Source organism: Streptomyces hygroscopicus (genome assembly GCF_026168105.1).
GTDB lineage: Bacteria > Actinomycetota > Actinomycetes > Streptomycetales > Streptomycetaceae > Streptomyces > Streptomyces hygroscopicus_D.
In genome coordinates, this window is the sequence record NZ_LBMW01000035.1 from 1 (window position 1) to 17,556 (window position 17,556).

The following is a 17,556-nucleotide window of genomic DNA, read 5'->3' on the forward strand; positions in this document are numbered from 1 at the left end:
GCCGCGGGGGGTTCGGACGTCTCCGGAGGCGTGGTTCAGTACGTCTCCGGAGGCGTGGACGGCGCCGGGAGCGTGGCCCCGCTAGACCAGCCCTGTGGCCCGCAGCGCCGCCGTGGTCGCCGCCGCGGCCAGGACCACCAGCACGAACGGCGCTCGTCGCCATGCCAGGATCCCGCCCACCAGGACGCCCGCCGGCCGGGCCCACCCCGCGAAGCCACCCGCCTGGGTGAGCGCGCCCGTCGCCAGCAGGGCGGCCAGCAGCACCATCGCCCCCGCCGACAGCAGTCGGTGGACGTGGTCCGGCAGCGCCAGACGCCCGTGCAGCAGCGGACCGGCCAGCCGGAATGCGTACGTCCCCACGGCGAGCGCGAGGATCGCGGCGACCGTCGCCGTCATGCCCGCCCCCCGAGCGCGAGCAGTCCGGCGAGGGCCAGCAGTACGGGCACCCCGGTGGGCACGAACGGCGTCGCCGCCAGGGCCACCGCACCACCGGTCAGCGCGGCCCGCCGGGTGCTCGGGTCCTCCCGAACTGCGGGCAGGACCAGCGCGACCAGCACGGCGGGGAAGGCGGCGTCCAGGCCGAACGTGTCCGTGTCGCCCAGCGCGCCGCCGGCCAGGGCCCCGCCGAGCACGCAGAGGTTCCAGGCCGCGTACAGCCCGAGCCCCGAGATCCAGAACGCCGCCCGGCGCCGCGCCGGATCGCGCTGGGCCAGAGCGAACGCCGCCGTCTCGTCGGTCACCAGGTGCGCGCCCGCGAACCGGGCCAGGCGCCCGTGTCCGTCCAGGACGTCCGCCACCGCAAGGCTGAACGCCGCCGTGCGCGTGTTCAGCAGCAGTCCCGTCGCCGCGGCGGCCGCCGGGCCGCCCCCGGCCAGCAGGATTCCCACCGCGCTGAACTGCGCCGAGCCGGCGTACACCACCAGTGACATCACCACCGGGACCCATACCGGCAGGCCGCCCGCGACCGCGATCGCGCCGAACGACACGCCGACCACTCCACTTGCGAGGCAGACGAGTGACACGTCCCGGAGCAGCGCACGGTCGACGGCCGGAGAGGAACAGGAAGGTGTTCGGAAGAGCGAACGCATGTTTTCTACAATGGACAGCACCCCTTCTGTTCGTCAAGATGAACGAACGTACCGATGGAGCGAACGCCCATGACCGACGACGCCACCACTCCTCCGGCCCGGCTTCCCCTCGACTGGATCGCCGCCGCGCTGCGCAGGGAGCGGACCCGAGCCGGGCTCTCGCTCTCCGAGCTGGCCAAGCGTGCGGGCATCGCGAAGTCCACGCTGTCCCAGCTGGAGGCGGCGAGCGGCAACCCCGGCATGGAGACCCTCTGGGCGCTGGGCGTCGCGCTCGGTGTGCCGTTCAGCGCGCTTGTCGAACCGCCCGCCCCGGCCGTGCAGGTGATCCGCGCGGGCGAGGGGCCCGCCGTGCACTCCGAGCAGTCCAGCTACCTGGCGACCCTGCTCTCCGCGAGCCCGCCGGGAGCGCGCCGGGACATCTACCGCGTCCGGCTGGAGCCGGGATCAGTTCGGGCGTCGGACGCACACATCCCGGGCACGATGGAGCACTTGGTGGTCAGCGCGGGGCGGGTTCTCGCGGGGCCGCGCGGCGAAGAGGAGGAACTCGCGCCCGGCGACTACATGGCCTTCCGCGGCGACGTACCGCATTCCTATGAGGCGCTGGCGCCCGGGACCGCTTTCGTGCTGATCATGCAGCACGTGTGACGGAAGCTCATGGGCGGCGCGGAAGCGCGCGAGGGCAAAAAGCAGGAGCCCCCTGCGCCGGGTGGCGCGCGGGGCTCCTTGGGTACTGCATTCCGTTCCGGATCAAAGCATCGGACTCAGTGAGCGGAGCCCTGTGAGCCGAAGGCTTGAAACCGAAGACCGAACTCCGAGACGAGGCTCAGATGGCCGTGACGTTCTCCGCCTGGGGGCCCTTCGGGCCCTGGGTCACGTCGAAGCTCACCTGCTGGTTCTCTTCGAGCGAACGGAAGCCGTTCGCGTTGATCGCGGAGTAGTGGACGAAGACGTCGGGGCCGCCGCCTTCTTGGGCGATGAAGCCAAAGCCCTTTTCGGCGTTGAACCACTTCACGGTTCCGGTAGCCATAAGCCCTCCTTGGGCCCAAAGGGTTGCCCTGCTCCAGAACCTGCGATTGTGAAAACTGAAGCGCCGCACAACTGCATATGTCTGAAAACGACGAGAGCCCGCGGTTACATGCTCCGCAGGCTCTGTACTGCAAGGGAAACCAAACTGCAACTTGCGGCGAGCCTAGCACGTGGGCAGCCGAAAGCAATAGAGGTCAAGATCACGTCACCCAAATGTTTGAGCGGGTGGTGGGCCGGATTGACGCCGGTGTGGCGCATCGTAGTCACGGAGGTGGACACCAGGTGGCCGTCGGGTGCCCGTAACGGCTTGCGGACGCCAGGGGACCCTGGAGCCAGCACCGTACCGCACGGGGTCTAGTCTCGCGATGTGGACAATTCTCGCATCCGGCCGCGCGTCGGCCACATCCAGTTCCTGAACTGCCTGCCCCTGTACTGGGGGCTCGCGAGAACCGGCACCCTCCTCGACTTCGAGCTGACCAAGGACACCCCCGAGAAGCTCAGCGAGCAGCTGGTGCGGGGCGATCTGGACATCGGGCCCATCACCCTCGTCGAATTCCTCAGGAACGCCGACCAGCTGGTCGCCTTCCCAGACATCGCGGTCGGCTGCGACGGCCCGGTGATGTCCTGCGTGATCGTCTCCCAGGTGCCGCTGGACCGGCTCGACGGCGCCCGGGTCGCCCTCGGTTCCACCTCGCGGACCTCCGTCCGCCTCGCCCAGCTGCTGCTCGCCGAGCGGTACGGGGTGGCACCGGACTACTACACCTGCCCGCCCGACCTCAGCCTGATGATGCAGGAGGCGGAAGCGGCGGTGCTGATCGGCGACGCCGCGCTCCGGGCGAACCTGCACGACGGGCCGCGCTACGGCCTCGACGTGCACGACCTGGGCTCGCTGTGGAAGGAGTGGACGGGCCTGCCGTTCGTCTTCGCGGTCTGGGCGGCCCGGCGCGACTACCTGGAGCGTGAGCCGGCCATCACCCGCAAGGTGCACGAGGCCTTCCTGGCCTCCCGCAACCTGTCCCTGGAGGAGGTCGCCAAGGTCGCGGAGCAGGCGGCGCGCTGGGAGGCCTTCGACGAGCAGGTCCTGGAGCGGTACTTCACGACGCTCGACTTCCGCTTCGGCGGCCCGCAGCTGACGGCGGTCGCGGAGTTCGCCCGGCGGGTCGGGCCGACGACGGGTTTCCCGGCCGACGTGAAGGTGAAACTTCTGGAGTCGTAGGCGCCGTACGAGAGTTGGGGCCTGCGGCCCGCCCGGTGCGGGGGCGCACGCCGGGCGGCGGCCACTACGCTGCTGGCAGGTCGGGACCGTACGGACCGACGGGCTCCAGGATCCCCCGGGTTCCAGAACCGTCCTGGCTCCAGGGGGCCTTCGGGCTCCGGGGACCCGTCGGCCGCACAGAGGACCGCTGGTGCCACGGGGGAAGGGTGGACGACGCCATGCAACCGCTCGAAGCCGGTGAGCCCACCGCCGTGGGGCCCTACCGGCTGCTCGGCCGGCTCGGCGCCGGCGGGATGGGCCGGGTCTATCTGGGGCGCAGCGCGGGCGGGCGCACGGTCGCGGTCAAGGTCGTGCATCCGCACTTCGCGCTGGACGAGGAGTTCCGCGCCCGCTTCCGCCGCGAGGTGGAGGCCGCGCGGCGGGTCGGCGGTGCCTGGACCGCGCCGGTGCTGGACGCCGACCCGGAGGCGTCGGTGCCGTGGGTCGCGACCGGTTACGCGGCCGGTCCGTCGGTGGCCGCGGCGGTGACGGACGGCGGCCCGCTTCCGCTCCACTCCGTACGGGCCCTGGGCGCGGGCCTGGCGGAGGCGCTGACGGCGGTGCACGGACTGGGCCTGGTCCACCGGGACGTGAAGCCGTCGAACGTCCTGCTGACCCTCGACGGCCCGCTCCTGATCGACTTCGGCATCGCGCGGGCCACGGACGGCACGGCGTCGCTGACCTCGACCGGAGTCTCCGTCGGCTCGCCCGGTTACATGTCCCCCGAGCAGATCCTCGGCAAGGGCATCACGGGCGCGGCGGATGTCTTCTCGCTGGGCGCGGTGCTCGCGTATGCGGCGACCGGGCAGCCCCCGTTCACCGGCGACTCCTCCGCGGCGCTGCTGTACAAGGTCGTCCACGAGGAGCCGGAACTCGGCTCGCTGGAGGACGGGTTGCGCGAGCTGGCGGCCGTGTGCCTCGCCAAGGACCCGGCCGCCCGCCCCGCCCCGACGGAGGTGGCCCGACGGCTCGCCCCCCAGGGCGCCGTCCGCCTGGTGGCGGGAGGCTGGCTGCCGGGACCACTGGTGGAACAGGTCAGCCGCAAGGCCGTACATCTGCTGAACCTGGAGGCGGGAGAGGGGGAACCGTCGGGGCCGGTGGGGTTCAGCAGGGCCTCGGCGGGGGAGACCGGGCGGCCCGGGGGCCCTGAGGGTGCATCGACTGCCGCTGATGCGAAGGTGCTTGACGTCCCGTCGGCCAACGAGTGGTCCTCGGCCCGGCCGACCGCGGGCCCGACCGGGCCGTCGCCCGCCGGAGTCTTCGGTCCGCCATCCGACCCGAACGCCGCTCTCGCCACCCAGGACGCCGTACCCGCCGCGCACGGCAGTCCCCACGGCAAGGTCTCGGTGAGCGTCGCCGCGACCTCGGCACCGGGGACCGACGGGCGCGGCCGGCGTGTGAGCTGCACCGTCGCGGTGGCCGTCGCGGGAGCGCTGGCCGCGGTCACGGTCGGGTCGGCGTTCACGCTGGGGTTGTTCGACAAGGGCGGTTCGGGGGAGGCCGGCGCGGCCCGGGGCGCCGGCCACTCACCCGGCCCGGCGGCCACCGGCGCCGGGCAGTCCGCGATCCCCGCCACCTATCTGGGCACCTGGGAGGGAGACGGGACGGCCCTCGGGGGCACGCTGCCGATGGGCACCTTCCGCGTCACCATCCACCCCGCCGCGCCGGGCCAGGAACTCGGCACGCTGCGGCAGACCGACCAGATCGGCGGCATCTGCGAGGACGTACTCCTCCTGAAGAAGGCCACGAAGGCCCGGCTCACCGCTGAGAGCGTGGCCAAGGCCACCAACCGCGACGTGTGCACGAAGGGCAGACACGCGGTACGCCTGACACCGGTCGGCTCCGACCTCAGGCTCGAGATGGACAACTCGGACGCGGGCAACCCGGTGGCTCGGCTGGGGAAGGCCGGGTAGGCGCGAACTACGGGCGGGCCGGGTCCGGTTCGGGACCTCCGGGGTCCCAGGTCCGCCGCCGTCCTGTCGGTGGATGCCGCCGTCCTGTAGGTGGATGCCGCCGTCCTGTCGGTGAATAGGGTGTGCCCGTGGACCTCGACCTCTGGCTCACCGTCGCCGCCGCGCTGTGGGGCGCCGCCGCGGGGTTGCTGGTTCCCCGGGCCGCCTACCGGTTCTCCGCCGCATCCGGTGAGCCCTGGCGGGACCGGTGTCCCGACGGGCATCTCATCGGCGGCTGGCTCGGCCGGGCCCGGTGCGGCCAGTGTGCTCGTACGGAGCCCGCGCCACCCGGTGACGCGGGACGCGCGCAGTTGTCCGGGACCCTTGCCGCGTACGGGCCGAGCACGCTCCTCGTCGCCCTGTCCACCGCCTCGGTGTGCACCGCTCTCGCCCTCGCCACCGGTACCCGCCCTGAACTCGTCGTCTGGTTGCTGCTCGCCCCCGTCGGCGTCCTGCTGACGATCGTGGACTTCCGGGTGCAGCGGCTGCCGGACGTGGTCACCCTGCCGCTCGCCGCCCTCGCCCTGCTGCTGCTCGCCGCGGCCGCGGCCCTGCCCGGGCACGCCGGGGACCGGGTCACCGCGCTGCTCGGCGCGCTCGTGCTCGGCGGCGCGTACTTCCTGCTCTTCCTCGTGAATCCGCACGGCATGGGCTTCGGCGACGTCAAGCTCGCGCTGGGGCTCGGCGCGGTGCTCGGCTGGTACGGCTGGCCGACCGTGATGCTGGGCACCTTCGCCGGGTTCCTCTTCGGGGGGTTGTACGGGCTCGGGCTCGTCCTCGCGCGCCGGGCCGGGCGGCGGACCGCGATCCCGTTCGGGCCGTTCCTCATCGCGGGCGCCTTCGTCGGGCTGCTCGTCGGCGCGTTCGCGGCCTGACGTAGGGGGGCCGAAGCCCCTGGCGTAGGCTGGTTCGGTCCGTCCACGACCCTTACGTCTGCCCACAACCCCCACGAAAGGGACGCCCGGTGACCGAGAAGGCCGACCTCACGTCAATCGATGTCACAGCCGTCCTCGACCGGGCCGCCGCAGGTGGGCGGATCACCCCAGAAGAGGCGCTCGTCCTCTACCGCGACGCCCCGCTGCACGCGCTGGGTGCCGCCGCCGACGCCGTACGCCGTCGCAAGTACGCGGGCATCGAGCACATCGCGACGTACATCGTCGAGCGCAACATCAACTACACGAACGTGTGCGTGACGGCGTGCAAGTTCTGTGCCTTCTACGCGGCCCCGAAGGACACCGCCAAGGGCTGGACCCGCGATCTCGACGACATCCTGCGCCGCTGCGCGGAGACCGTGGAGCTGGGCGGTACCCAGATCATGTTCCAGGGCGGTCACCACCCGGACTACGGCGTCGAGTACTACGAGAAGCACTTCCGCGCCATCAAGGAGGCCTTCCCGCAGCTGGTCATCCACAGCCTGGGGGCGTCCGAGGTCGAGCACATGGCGCGGATCTCGGGCGTGAGCGTGGAAGAGGCCATCACCCGTATCCACGCCGCGGGCCTCGACTCCTTCGCCGGCGCCGGCGCCGAGCTGCTCCCCGAGCGCCCGCGCAAGGCCATCGCCCCGCTGAAGGAGAGCGGCGAGCGCTGGCTGGAGATCATGGAGACCGCGCACCACCTCGGTGTGGAGTCGACGTCCACCATGCTCATGGGCACGGGCGAGACCAACGCCGAGCGCATCGAGCACATGCGGATGATCCGGGACGTACAGGACCGCACGGGCGGTTTCCGGGCTTTCATCCCGTACACCTACCAGCCCGAGAACAACCATCTGAAGGGCCGCACCCAGGCGACCCTCTTCGAGTACCTGCGGATGATCGCGATCGCCCGCATTTTCCTCGACAACGTCCGGCACATCCAGGGCTCGTGGCTGACCACCGGCAAGGAGATCGGCCAGCTGTCCCTGCACTACGGCGCGGACGACCTCGGTTCGATCATGCTCGAGGAGAACGTCGTCTCCTCGGCCGGCGCCAAGCACCGTTCCAACCGTCAGGAGATCATCGACCTGATCAGGAAGGCGGGGCGGGTCCCGGCGCAGCGCTCGACGACGTACGAGCACCTCGTCGTCCACGACGACCCGGCGAACGACCCGGTCGACGAACGGGTGGTGTCCCACCTCTCGTCGACGGCGATCGCGGGCGGCACGGCACATCCCGAGCTGAAGCTGCTCGCCTCCAACTGAGGCGTCGAGAGGCCGAGTTGGAGACGATTCACACGGCGGACGAAGTCCGGCACTCCTGGACCTCGGAGCCGATCGAGGACGGCGCCGTCGTGGTCGGGCGGGACCGGATCGGCGCCATCGGGACATTCGACGAGCTGCGCGTGCGGTTCCCGCGGGCCCGGGTGCGCAGATGGCCGGGCGCCCTGGGTCCCGCCCGCATCCACGAGGGCCCCCTCCCGGACGCCCCGACTCCCCGTGAACGCGTCCACGCGGTGCTGAAGCTCGGCGCGGTGGCGATCCTCGAGGAGCACGCCGACTCGCCCGAGGTCCGGGCCGCCGCCGAACGGAACGACGTCGTGATCCTCCTTCGCGCACGCCCGACAAGGATCGGCGAGGCCGGCCGCGCCGACCTCGCGGTCTTCGACGCCACCGGCGCCTGCCTGGCCACGGTGTGCGCCGGACGGCTGGTGCACCGGCGCCGCTGAGCCGGTCCCGGGGCGGACACCGGGCGGGTCCCGGCGGCGGGCGCGTACCGGCCGGGCGCCGCAGGTGCGCACGGGCCCTGCTGCCACAATGGGTCGGTGACCCGCGCATCCCTGGACAAGCAGCCGCACGAAGTCGCCTCGATGTTCGACGACGTGGCGGAACGGTACGACCTGACGAACGACGTGCTGTCCCTGGGGCAGACGCGACTGTGGCGCAAGGAGGTCGCGAAGGCGGTCGACGCGCGCCCCGCGCAGAAGGTCCTCGACCTGGCGGCGGGCACGGCGACCTCGTCGCTCCCCTTCACGCGCGCGGGCGCGTACGTCGTCCCCTGCGACTTCTCGCTCGGGATGCTCCAGGTCGGCAAGAAGCGGCACCCCTGGATGCCGCTCACGGCCGGGGACGCGACCCGGCTGCCGTTCAAGGACGACGTCTTCGACGCGGTGACGATCTCCTTCGGGCTGCGGAACGTGCAGGACACGGACGCGGCGCTGACGGAGCTGTACCGGGTGACGAAGCCGGGCGGGCGCGTGGTGATCTGCGAGTTCTCACACCCCACGTGGACGCCCTTCCGCACGGTCTACACCGAGTACCTGATGCGCGCGCTGCCGCCGGTGGCGCGCGCGGTGTCGTCCAACCCGGACGCGTACGTCTACCTCGCCGAGTCCATCCGGGCCTGGCCCGACCAGCCGGCCCTCGCGGAGCGGCTGCGCGAGGCGGGCTGGTCGAAGGTGGCGTGGCGGAACCTCACGGGCGGGGTCGTGGCACTGCACCGCGGGTTCAAGGCGGACTGACGGTCCTCGCGAGGCCCGCCGTCAACGGGTCGCCACGAACGGGGGATTGACGGGAACCGGTCAATGGAAGACTACGTCCGTTGATGACGTCTCATCACCGCACGAGTTCTTCGGACGACGGAGCGTTCCCATGGCGTCGTACTGCCCGCACTGCGGGACCCAGGCCCCCGACGAGGCCCGCTACTGCATGAGATGCGGACGGGAGCGCGAGCCGGTGGCGACGGAGCGGGGTGCCGTCGAGCCCACGGGCGCCCCACTCGAGCCGTCCACCGGCCCCACCGTGCCGCCGGTCTCTCCGCCGCTCGGGCCGCCGCCCCCGTCGTACGCCCCGGCTCCCGCCTCTCCCTCCGCTTCCGCCCCGGCCTCCGCCCAGGGCCGGCCGCCGCTCCTCGGCGCCTTCCTCGGGCGCACCTTCCGGGGGGACTGGGCCGGGGCCGCCCGGGCCGCCGCCTGGCCCGTCGGACTGGTGCTCGTCGCCGCGCTGGCGCTGGCCATCCCCTCGTACGGGCAGAATGACACCGTGGTCGTCGGCTTCGGGGAACGGCTGCGGATCGCGCTCGCCGCGCTGCTCCAGGCACTCGGCGGGGGGCTCGAGGTGAAGGACGCTGCCGGGTCGGTGCTCGGTGACGCCTCCGGCGGGCTCCTTTCCGGCATCCGGGGCGGCGGCTCGCTCTCGCTGGTCCCGCTGACCGTCACCGCCCTGTGGATCGCCGCGCTCTGCATCGGCGTCCGCGGCCTGCGCAGGGGTCTCGTCGAGCGCGGCTCGCGCGGGGCGACCGCCGGTGCGGAGGCGGCTGTCCGGGTCGCCCTGCTCCTGGCCGCCGCCACCCTGGTCCTCGGCCTCTGCGCCCGGCCGACCCTCGCGGAGGGCGTGGAGATCTCCACCTCGCCCTGGCTCGCCGCACTCGGCGCCCTGCTGCTCGGGTCGGCCGTGGCGGGTGGCGTACTGCTCCGCGCCGAGACCGGCCGCCTGCCGGGGACCCGGTTGCTCCTGCGGGCGACCGGCACCGCCCTGCGTGCCTACGCGGCCGTCCTCGTGCTGTGCTCGGTCGTGGCGTTCGTCGTCTGCGTCACGCAGTTCGACGACAACTCGGGCGGTTCCAGAACCTCTGCGGTCGTCTTCGCGCTGCTCCTGCTGCCCAACCTTGCGGTCCTGGCGCTCGGTCTGTCCTGGGGCGCCTCCATCGACGCGGAGGCGAACGGGAGTTCACCGTACGGCGGGGCGTACCGGCACCAGGGCTTCGGGCTGTCCGAGCTCGGGCACCAGGTCAACGCCTGGGCGGTGGTGGGGGCGCTGGCCCTCGGTCTGGTGTGCGCGCTCACGGTGGGCGCCATCGCCGCGCGCCGCTCGGCGGACCGGCGTGAACAGCTGCTGGCCTCGGGGGTCTTCATCGCGCTGTTCCTGCTGCTGGCCTGGATCGGCGGCTTCGGATGGCAGTTGTCGGCGACCGCGTCGGGCTACGGTTCCGGCTTCGGCTACGGTTCCGACTCCGGCTACTCCTCCCCGGGCGCCATCGGCGGCACGGTCGAGGCGGGTGTCAGCCTCCCGGAAGGGCTGCTCTTCGGCCTGTTGTGGGTCTTCGGGGCTGCGTTCGTGGCCCCGTACCTGGTGCGGATGACCGGCGGCCGCACCACGGTCGTCGCCCCACCGCTCCCGCCGATGCCGAGCACTCCGGCGGGGTACGGCCCCGGGATGCCACCGGTTCCCGAGGGACGGCCCAGGCCCGGTACGCCGCCGACGCCGGGCCCGGCGCCCGACGTGCCCCCCGTGCCTTCGACCCGTGTGGAGCCCCTGGCGCCCCCGGCTCCCGTCGGGCCCCCGTCGGCTTATCATGCGCCGCCCGCGCCGACCGCGAACCACCACGTTCCGGCTTACGTGCCCGGTGCTCCGGCACCCGGCGCCCCCGCGCCCTCGCCCGTGCGCCGCAGTTCCGTCCTCGTCTGGGTCGTCACGATCGTCGTGGCGTGCGTGGTCGGCGGTGGTGCGGCGGCCGCCCTGCTGTTCTGGCAGGGCCACCACTAGGCGTCGATGTCCCGGCAGGGCCACCATCGGGCGCCGCTGTCCCGGCAGGGCCACCACCAGGCGCCGCTGTCCCGGCGGAGCCGCCACCGGGCGCCGCGCCACCGGGAACGTCGGGCGGCACGGCGCCGATGACCGGGATCAGATGACCGGAGTCATCTGAGCACTTCGAACGCGTCCCCGGGCTCGTCGAGTTCGCGGCGCATCCCGCCCGGTGGCGGGATGGGCAGCCGCGGCTCGCGGACCCCGGCGCCTCCGCCGCCCTCGCCCTCACCGAGGTCGAACCACACGGTGACCACGGCACCGCGCGGCACCTCGGCGCCGGGCAGAGGATATTGGCGTACGACGTAGTCGACGACGGTGCGATGGAAGTCCGGCCGGTCGGGCGCGGCGAGCATGACGCCCTGATTGGCGGCGGCCTCGCGTGCGTCGACCGCCATCAGACCGACCAGCCGTGGCACGCGTACTTCGGGTGTTTTGGGCGTTATAGGCACAGATGTCACCCCCAGCGGTACTGGCAGGGTAACCGGGCGGGGGCGCAACTCGGAAGCGGCGCGTGTCTTTCTGCAGCAGTCGGTAACCGAGTGTCACAAGGTGAGCCGGTAGCAGTGCGCCGGCTCCCTCAGAGTGGGGTGCGTGAAGACCTCGGCCAGCTCCATGCCCAGGCGCCGGGTCACGGCGATCGACCGCTCGTTGGCGGGCTTGACCATGGCGACGACCCCGGTCACCCCCGCCGCCCGCACCCGCTCCAGCGTGGTCACCGCTGCCGCGGTGACGTAGCCCTTGCCCCAGTGCGCCCGCCCGAGCCGCCAGCCGATCTCGATCTCCCCCTCGGGTCCCCACTCGACCGGCCACGGCTGAGCGCCCGTGAAACCGATGACCTCGCCCGACTCGTCGAGCATGGTCCACAGGCAGAAGCCGCGCTCGGCGTCGTGTCTGCGCTGGCGGGCGGTGAGCTCCTCGTAGACGGACAGCTCGGCGGCCTGGCCCCCGTAGAACTCCATGACCTCCGGGTCCGCGAAGATCCGGTGCCAGGCGAAGGCGTCCTCGTCGGTGGGGACGCGCAGCTGTACGTCGGGGAGAGCTCGGTTCACGGGGGCAGCCCTTCAGCCGGGAGATCGATACCGCTGAATAGACTGCCCATGTCCAGTGCCCGTCAGCATGTCGTTTTCGCCGATGTTTTCGTCGCTGCCGCCCGCTGCCGCCGGCGCAGGCGTCGTTTGTCGAGCCGTCGTTGTCGTTGTCGTCGTTGCCGTCGTCGAGTCTTGGGGAGAACCCGCCGTGACCGAGCCCCAGCCCCTTACCGAACACACCGCCGATGTGATCGTCGTCGGGGCCGGGCCAGCCGGTTCCACCACCGCGTACCACCTGGCGAAGGCCGGGTTGGACGTGCTGCTGCTGGAGAAGACCGCCTTCCCGCGCGAGAAGGTGTGCGGCGACGGCCTGACTCCGCGCGCCACCAAGCAGCTCGTCGCGATGGGCATCGACATCTCCGAGGAAGCAGGCTGGCTGCGCAACAAGGGTCTGCGCATCATCGGCGGCGGGGTGCGGCTCCAGCTCGACTGGCCGGATCTGGCCTCGTACCCGGACTACGGACTGGTCCGCAAGCGCGACGACTTCGACGAGCAGCTGGCCCGGCAGGCGCAGAAGGCGGGCGCCCGCCTGTACGAGCGCTGCAACGTGGGCGCGCCGGTCATCGACGACCGCACCGGCCGCATCACCGGCGTGCACGCCAAGCTGGGCGAGGAGAAGCGCGCGGTGACCTTCCACGCGCCCCTGGTGGTGGCCGCGGACGGCAACTCCTCGCGCCTGTCGCTGGCGATGGGCCTGCACCGCCGCGAGGACCGCCCGATGGGCGTCGCGGTCCGTACGTACTTCACGTCCCCGCGCCACGAGGACGACTACCTGGAGTCCTGGCTGGAGCTGTGGGACCGGCGCGGCGGCCAGGAGCGGCTGCTGCCGGGCTACGGCTGGATCTTCGGCATGGGCGACGGGACGAGCAACGTCGGCCTGGGCGTCCTGAACACCTCGGCCTCCTTCAAGGAGCTGGACTGGCGCGAGGTGCTGAAGGCCTGGTGCGCCTCGATGCCCGAGGACTGGGGCTACACCCCCGAGAACATGACCGGCCCCATCCGCGGCGCCGCCCTCCCCATGGCCTTCAACCGCCAGCCGCACTACACGAAGGGCCTGCTGCTCGTCGGTGACGCGGGCGGCCTGGTGAACCCCTTCAACGGTGAGGGCATCGCGTACGCGATGGAGTCGGGCCAGATCGCCGCGGACGTCATCGTCCAGGCCCTGGCCCGCTCGACCCCCGGCGGGCGCGAACTGGCCCTGCACAACTACCCGAAGATCCTCAAGGACACCTACGGCGGCTACTACACGCTGGGCCGTGCCTTCGTGAAGCTGATCGGCAACCCGAAGGTGATGAAGATCGCGACGCAGCGGGGCCTGACGCATCCGCTCCTGATGAAGTTCACCCTGAAGCTCCTGGCCAACCTGACCGACCCGACGGGCGGCGACGCGATGGACCGCGTCATCAACGGCCTGTCCAAGGTGGCGCCCAAGGCGTGACCCCTACGGGTTGCTCGGCTCCCCCGCCTTGACCGCGCGCCGCGCGAACACCTCCGCGTGGCGGCCGGGCACGTGCCGAGGCGCGTCCTTGCGGTCGCGCCTCGGCACGTCCCGCCACGCAGTCACCGGGCTCACCGGGCGCGGATCCCGTTGGGGGTGAATCCCTCCCGCTGTCGTGTGTGGATGCCGTGCGTGACCGGTCCGCGACCTTCCGTCGCCTCGCGTCTCTCCCTACCCTCCCGTAACCATGACGACGGAACACCAGGGAACGACCCGCAGACGCTTTCTCGCCCGTGCCGGGGGAGCTGCCACCGCCCTCTCCTTATGGCCGAGTACGGCCGCTGCATGGCCGAGTGCGGCCGCTGCCGCGGGTAAACGCGTCGCCGTCCTCGGCGGCGGTGTCTCCGGGCTCAGCGCCGCCCACGAACTCGCCGAACGCGGCTACGCCGTCACCGTCTACGAGTACTACGACGTCCTCGGCGGCAAGGCCCGCTCGATGGACGTCCCCGGATCCGCCTCGGGCGGCCGCAGACCCCTGCCCGGCGAGCACGGCTTCCGGTTCTTCCCCGGCTTCTACCGCAATCTTCCGGACACCCTGCGTCGCATCCCCTTCCCGGGCAATGCGAACGGCGTCCACGACAACCTCCGCAGCGGCACCGAGGCCCTCTTCGCCCGGGCCGGCGGACGCCCGGACCTTCACTTCCCGCTGCGTCGGCTCACCACCCCGCCCGCGCCCGGCGACATCACCCCGTCCTGGATCCGCGACCAGATCCTGTCCGTCCTCGACGTGGGCACCCGGCTGCCCGCCCATGAGGCCGCGTACTTCGCCGACCGTGTCCTCGTCCACCTCACCAGCTGCGACGCCCGCCGCGAGGACCAGTGGGAGAAGACCTCCTGGTGGGAGTTCATCCGCGCCGGCCGCATGAGCGAGGAGTACCGGACGCTCCTCGGCGTCGGGCAGACCCGCAATCTCGTCGCCACCCGCGCCGAGATCGCCTCCACCCGCACCGTCGGCCGCGTCATCATCGAGGCGCTGCTGCTGTGGGGGCTGCTCGGCCGCGGCATGGACGGCGACGCGGACATCGACCGGGTGCTCAACGCCCCGACGAGCGAGGCCTGGATCGACCCCTGGGCCGCACACCTGCGTCTCCTCGGCGTCGAGTTCGTGTTCGGTGCCCAGGTGCGCGAGGTCCTGTACGAGGGCGGGCGTGTCACCGGCATCCGCGTCTCCGCGCGCGACGGGAACAACGAACGCACCGTCACCGCCGACCACTACGTATCCGCCATGCCGGTCGAGCACGCCCGCCGTACCTGGGGCGCGGCTCTGCGCGCCGCCGACCCGCAGCTCGGCCGGTGCGATGCGCTGAGGACCGACTGGATGACCGGCGTGCAGTTCTATCTGCGGGCGCCCACGCCCGTTGTCCACGGGCACATCAACTGCCTTGACTCACCCTGGTCCGTGACCGGGATCGGGCAGGCGCAATTCTGGGACAAACGGAACTTCTCGGCGGACTACGGCGACGGAAGTGCCCACGACTGTCTCTCCGCGATCGTCTCGGAATGGGACAAGCCGGGGATCCTGTACGGCAAGACGGCCCGTGAGTGCACTCGGGAAGAGGTCGTGGAGGAGTGCTGGGCACAACTGAAGGACGCCCTGAACGACTCCGGCAAGACGACGCTCACCGACGCCGACCGGCTGGGCTGGTTCATGGACCCGGCGGTGACGGGGCTCGGTGGGCCGGATCCGCAGAACCGCGAACCGCTCCTGATCCACCCCACGGGCACGCTCTACAACCGCCCGTCGGCCAGGACGGCCGTGCCGAACTTCTTCCTGGCGGGCGACTACGTCCGCACGGATGTGGATCTGGCGACGATGGAAGGCGCCAACGAGTCGGCGCGACGGGCGGTCAACGCATTGCTCGACACGGACAATTCGGGCGCAGGGCGGTGCCGGATCTGGGAGCTGTACCGCCCGCCTGAGCTGGAGCCCCTCAAACGGGTCGACGAACTGCGCTATCGGCTGGGCCTGCCGAACACCTTCGACCTGGGGTGAGAGGGCGGGCCGCCCACATTCGTGGGCGGCCCGCTGCGGCCCTCTTGAGTCCGTACCGCTCAGAGCACGCGCACCGCGCCGGTCGGCGGGTCGTACGACAGCGGCTTCTCGACGACGCCGCTGGAGGGGTTCTGCGCACCGACGAACATGCCGTCGCCGACGTACACCGCGACGTGGTACGCGCTGCCCGCGCTGCCCCAGTAGAGGATGTCGCCCGGCTGCAGATTGCTCAGCGAGACCTGGGTGCCGGCGGTCGACTGGTCCTGCGAGACGCGCGGCAGGCTGACGCCGATCTGCTTGAACGCGGTCTGCACGAGACCGGAGCAGTCCCAGGAGTTGGGGCCGGTGCCGCCGGAGACGTAAGCGTCACCGATCTGCGCCTTGACGAAGGCGATGACCGCCGCGGCCGAACCGGTGGCCGTGGACGTCGAGGTCGCCGACGAAGCGCTGCTCGACGCGGCGGTGAGCACGGTCCGCTCGGAGCTGCGCGAGGCGGCGGCCTCCGCGGTCTTGCGCTCGGCCTCGGCCTTCCGCCTGGCCTCGTCCGCCTGCTTCTTGGCGTCCGCGAGGTCCGCCTTGGCCTGCTTGGCGGCATTTGCGGCGGCGGCGTCGCGCTCGGCCTGCAGCTGGTAGTTGGCCGCGGTCTGCTGGGTGGCCTCCGCGGACTGTGCGACCTGTGTGGCCAGGTCGACCGTGAGGGTGGGCAGTTCGAGGGTCTGCGTCACCGGCTCGGCCGCGTCGGCCGAAGCGGACCCGCCGGCCACGGCCAGGGTGCTGAGCACACCACCGGCAACTCCGGCCCGCATCGCGATCGTCGATGCGCTGCGGCTGCGGGGCTTCCGGTGGCTGCGTATGTGAGCGGTGTGGGACATGGGTACAACCGGTATCAGGGGCTCCTCCATACCTTCAAGAAACGTGTGGTGCGCCACAGTTGTTCAACCGGCATGCCGAATCCCGGGTGTGTCACTCTTTATTGACGCCGTAACGGGCATTACGGACACCAGTGATCAAGCCTGTGATCATGGGCTTTCGTCGTTACGCCCGAATTGCTCGGCGCTTACCACCGGATCGGACGCTTGGCCAAGCCCGGTTTATGAGGAGCTCGCCCAATGTGGCACAGGTCACGGAACGGTCTCTGTCGCGGCGGCGTCTCGCGTGTGGCTCGCGCCCCCTCTGTCCGTGAACGGGCACACCTGCCCCATTGCGAACGAGCGCACCCGTCCGCTCGTGAACATGTGCACCCGTCGCTCGCGAACATGCACACCCCTCTGCTCGCGAACATGCACACTCGCCGCTCGTCGCGAGCGCACCCTCCGCTCGTGAATGCGTGCACACATCTGGCGTGCGCGCGCACGCGTCCCGTGGGGGACGCGCGCGCGTCCACACTCGACCCGCCCCTCCCCCTGATGTGTGAACGGCGTCCCTTATCAAGAGATCCAGTCCAGGGCTAATTTGCCTTGACCATCTTCTCTTTGATATCGCAAGAGTGCTCCGACCAGCGAAGACGAGCGAAAATGTCACCTCTTGGTGATCACTCGACTGCTTCGCGTATGAAGATCACCGCTCATCCGACTTCATGATCCTTCGCCAGGTGGTGGAGATCACAAAGTACGTGGTGACCCCCGTGTCGCAGATCACATACCGCCGGGCATAAGATGCGGGGCAGTTGGGCTTGTGACCTGCTTCACATGTACGCGATCTTCGCTGGGGCGAGCGGGGCTCGTGGGACAGGCGGGGCGGCTGTGAGTCCAGTGCAACCGCCAGCAGTCAGTGCCGACTGAGAGGAGCGAGGAGCGGTGAACGCGTATGCGCCCATCCTCGTACTGGGAGCCCTCGGGGCAGGCTTTGCGATCTTCTCCGTGGTCATGGCCACGCTGATCGGTCCGAAGCGGTACAACCGCGCCAAACTCGAGGCCTACGAGTGCGGAATCGAGCCGACCCCCACGCCGGCCGGCGGCGGGCGCTTCCCCATCAAGTACTACCTGACGGCGATGCTCTTCATCGTCTTCGACATCGAGATCGTCTTCCTCTACCCCTGGGCCGTCACCTTCGACGCCCTCGGGATTTTCGGGCTCGTGGAGATGCTGCTCTTCGTGCTCACCGTCTTCGTCGCCTACGCGTACGTATGGCGGCGTGGCGGTCTGGAATGGGACTGA

At 71.2% G+C, this 17,556-nt stretch carries 17 protein-coding genes; 11 read left to right on the plus strand and 6 right to left on the minus strand.

The genetic code is table 11. The features are described 5' to 3' along the window. Positions 1–81 precede the first annotated feature (81 nt). The gene (locus AAW14_RS27860; RefSeq protein ID WP_265566719.1) at positions 82–396 is read right to left on the minus strand and encodes an AzlD domain-containing protein; all 315 of its coding nucleotides are present in this window, start codon (positions 394–396) and stop codon (positions 82–84) included. Then, positions 393–1,088 carry an AzlC family ABC transporter permease gene (locus tag AAW14_RS27865; protein WP_265566720.1) on the minus strand — a complete coding sequence of 232 codons (696 nt, stop codon included), beginning with the start codon at positions 1,086–1,088 and terminating at the stop codon, positions 393–395. Before AAW14_RS27865 ends, AAW14_RS27860 begins: the two co-directional genes overlap by 4 nt. Positions 1,089–1,157: 69 nt before the next feature. Between AAW14_RS27865 and AAW14_RS27870 the strand changes: the two genes are divergently transcribed. Further along, positions 1,158–1,733 carry a helix-turn-helix domain-containing protein gene (locus AAW14_RS27870; RefSeq protein WP_265566721.1) on the plus strand — a complete coding sequence of 192 codons (576 nt, stop codon included), beginning with the start codon at positions 1,158–1,160 and terminating at the stop codon, positions 1,731–1,733. Positions 1,734–1,911: 178 nt separating this feature from the next. Here AAW14_RS27870 and AAW14_RS27875 read toward each other — a convergent pair whose 3' ends face one another. Then, positions 1,912–2,115, minus strand: coding sequence for a cold-shock protein (locus AAW14_RS27875; RefSeq protein ID WP_043442843.1), 204 nt, complete (start codon positions 2,113–2,115; stop codon positions 1,912–1,914). Positions 2,116–2,481: 366 nt separating this feature from the next. Here AAW14_RS27875 and AAW14_RS27880 point away from each other — a divergent pair, with 366 nt between their 5' ends. From AAW14_RS27880 to AAW14_RS27910, 7 genes are all read left to right on the plus strand, one after another. Further along, positions 2,482–3,330: a menaquinone biosynthetic enzyme MqnA/MqnD family protein gene (locus AAW14_RS27880; protein ID WP_265566722.1), complete on the plus strand. Its 849-nt coding sequence runs from the start codon at positions 2,482–2,484 to the stop codon at positions 3,328–3,330. A 218-nt stretch (positions 3,331–3,548) separates the two neighbouring features. Further along, on the plus strand, positions 3,549–5,282 hold the full coding sequence (locus AAW14_RS27885; RefSeq protein ID WP_265566723.1) for a serine/threonine-protein kinase: 1,734 nt from the start codon (positions 3,549–3,551) through the stop codon (positions 5,280–5,282). Between the two features lie 122 nt (positions 5,283–5,404). Then, positions 5,405–6,196: a prepilin peptidase gene (locus tag AAW14_RS27890; protein ID WP_416223386.1), complete on the plus strand. Its 792-nt coding sequence runs from the start codon at positions 5,405–5,407 to the stop codon at positions 6,194–6,196. An 89-nt stretch (positions 6,197–6,285) separates the two neighbouring features. Beyond that, positions 6,286–7,500, plus strand: coding sequence for a cyclic dehypoxanthinyl futalosine synthase (mqnC, locus tag AAW14_RS27895; protein ID WP_265566725.1), 1,215 nt, complete (start codon positions 6,286–6,288; stop codon positions 7,498–7,500). Between the two features lie 17 nt (positions 7,501–7,517). Further along, complete coding sequence (locus tag AAW14_RS27900) at positions 7,518–7,964, plus strand: imidazolonepropionase-like domain-containing protein (protein ID WP_265566726.1); 447 nt, start codon at positions 7,518–7,520, stop codon at positions 7,962–7,964. Positions 7,965–8,060: 96 nt separating this feature from the next. Then, positions 8,061–8,756: a demethylmenaquinone methyltransferase gene (locus tag AAW14_RS27905; protein WP_265566727.1), complete on the plus strand. Its 696-nt coding sequence runs from the start codon at positions 8,061–8,063 to the stop codon at positions 8,754–8,756. Positions 8,757–8,886: 130 nt separating this feature from the next. Continuing rightward, a complete protein-coding gene (locus AAW14_RS27910) occupies positions 8,887–10,779 on the plus strand; it encodes a zinc ribbon domain-containing protein (protein ID WP_265566728.1) in 1,893 nt (630 codons plus the stop codon). A gap of 152 nt (positions 10,780–10,931) precedes the next feature. On the opposite strand, the gene AAW14_RS27915 is transcribed toward AAW14_RS27910, so the two are convergent. Both AAW14_RS27915 and AAW14_RS27920 read right to left on the minus strand, forming a co-directional pair. Beyond that, positions 10,932–11,270, minus strand: a complete 339-nt coding sequence (locus tag AAW14_RS27915; protein WP_265566729.1) for a PASTA domain-containing protein — start codon at positions 11,268–11,270, stop codon at positions 10,932–10,934. Positions 11,271–11,363: 93 nt separating this feature from the next. Beyond that, a complete protein-coding gene (locus AAW14_RS27920) occupies positions 11,364–11,870 on the minus strand; it encodes a GNAT family N-acetyltransferase (protein WP_265566730.1) in 507 nt (168 codons plus the stop codon). Between the two features lie 187 nt (positions 11,871–12,057). Between AAW14_RS27920 and AAW14_RS27925 the strand changes: the two genes are divergently transcribed. Further along, positions 12,058–13,347, plus strand: a complete 1,290-nt coding sequence (locus tag AAW14_RS27925; RefSeq protein ID WP_265566731.1) for a geranylgeranyl reductase family protein — start codon at positions 12,058–12,060, stop codon at positions 13,345–13,347. Positions 13,348–13,594: 247 nt separating this feature from the next. Then, on the plus strand, positions 13,595–15,400 hold the full coding sequence (locus AAW14_RS27930) for a hydroxysqualene dehydroxylase (RefSeq protein WP_265566732.1): 1,806 nt from the start codon (positions 13,595–13,597) through the stop codon (positions 15,398–15,400). Positions 15,401–15,459: 59 nt separating this feature from the next. On the opposite strand, the gene AAW14_RS27935 is transcribed toward AAW14_RS27930, so the two are convergent. After that, positions 15,460–16,272: a C40 family peptidase gene (locus AAW14_RS27935; RefSeq protein ID WP_265566733.1), complete on the minus strand. Its 813-nt coding sequence runs from the start codon at positions 16,270–16,272 to the stop codon at positions 15,460–15,462. A gap of 924 nt (positions 16,273–17,196) precedes the next feature. Here AAW14_RS27935 and AAW14_RS27940 point away from each other — a divergent pair. Beyond that, a complete protein-coding gene (locus AAW14_RS27940) occupies positions 17,197–17,556 on the plus strand; it encodes an NADH-quinone oxidoreductase subunit A (protein ID WP_003992243.1) in 360 nt (119 codons plus the stop codon).

Coding starts and splice junctions, on each gene's coding strand:
- AAW14_RS27870 (WP_265566721.1), top strand. CDS start 1,158: ATGACCGACGACGCCACCACTCCTCCGGCCCGGCTTCCCCTCGACTGG.
- AAW14_RS27935 (WP_265566733.1), bottom strand. CDS start 16,272: ATGTCCCACACCGCTCACATACGCAGCCACCGGAAGCCCCGCAGCCGC.
- AAW14_RS27930 (WP_265566732.1), top strand. CDS start 13,595: ATGACGACGGAACACCAGGGAACGACCCGCAGACGCTTTCTCGCCCGT.
- AAW14_RS27910 (WP_265566728.1), top strand. CDS start 8,887: ATGGCGTCGTACTGCCCGCACTGCGGGACCCAGGCCCCCGACGAGGCC.
- AAW14_RS27875 (WP_043442843.1), bottom strand. CDS start 2,115: ATGGCTACCGGAACCGTGAAGTGGTTCAACGCCGAAAAGGGCTTTGGC.
- AAW14_RS27865 (WP_265566720.1), bottom strand. CDS start 1,088: ATGCGTTCGCTCTTCCGAACACCTTCCTGTTCCTCTCCGGCCGTCGAC.
- AAW14_RS27860 (WP_265566719.1), bottom strand. CDS start 396: ATGACGGCGACGGTCGCCGCGATCCTCGCGCTCGCCGTGGGGACGTAC.
- AAW14_RS27885 (WP_265566723.1), top strand. CDS start 3,549: ATGCAACCGCTCGAAGCCGGTGAGCCCACCGCCGTGGGGCCCTACCGG.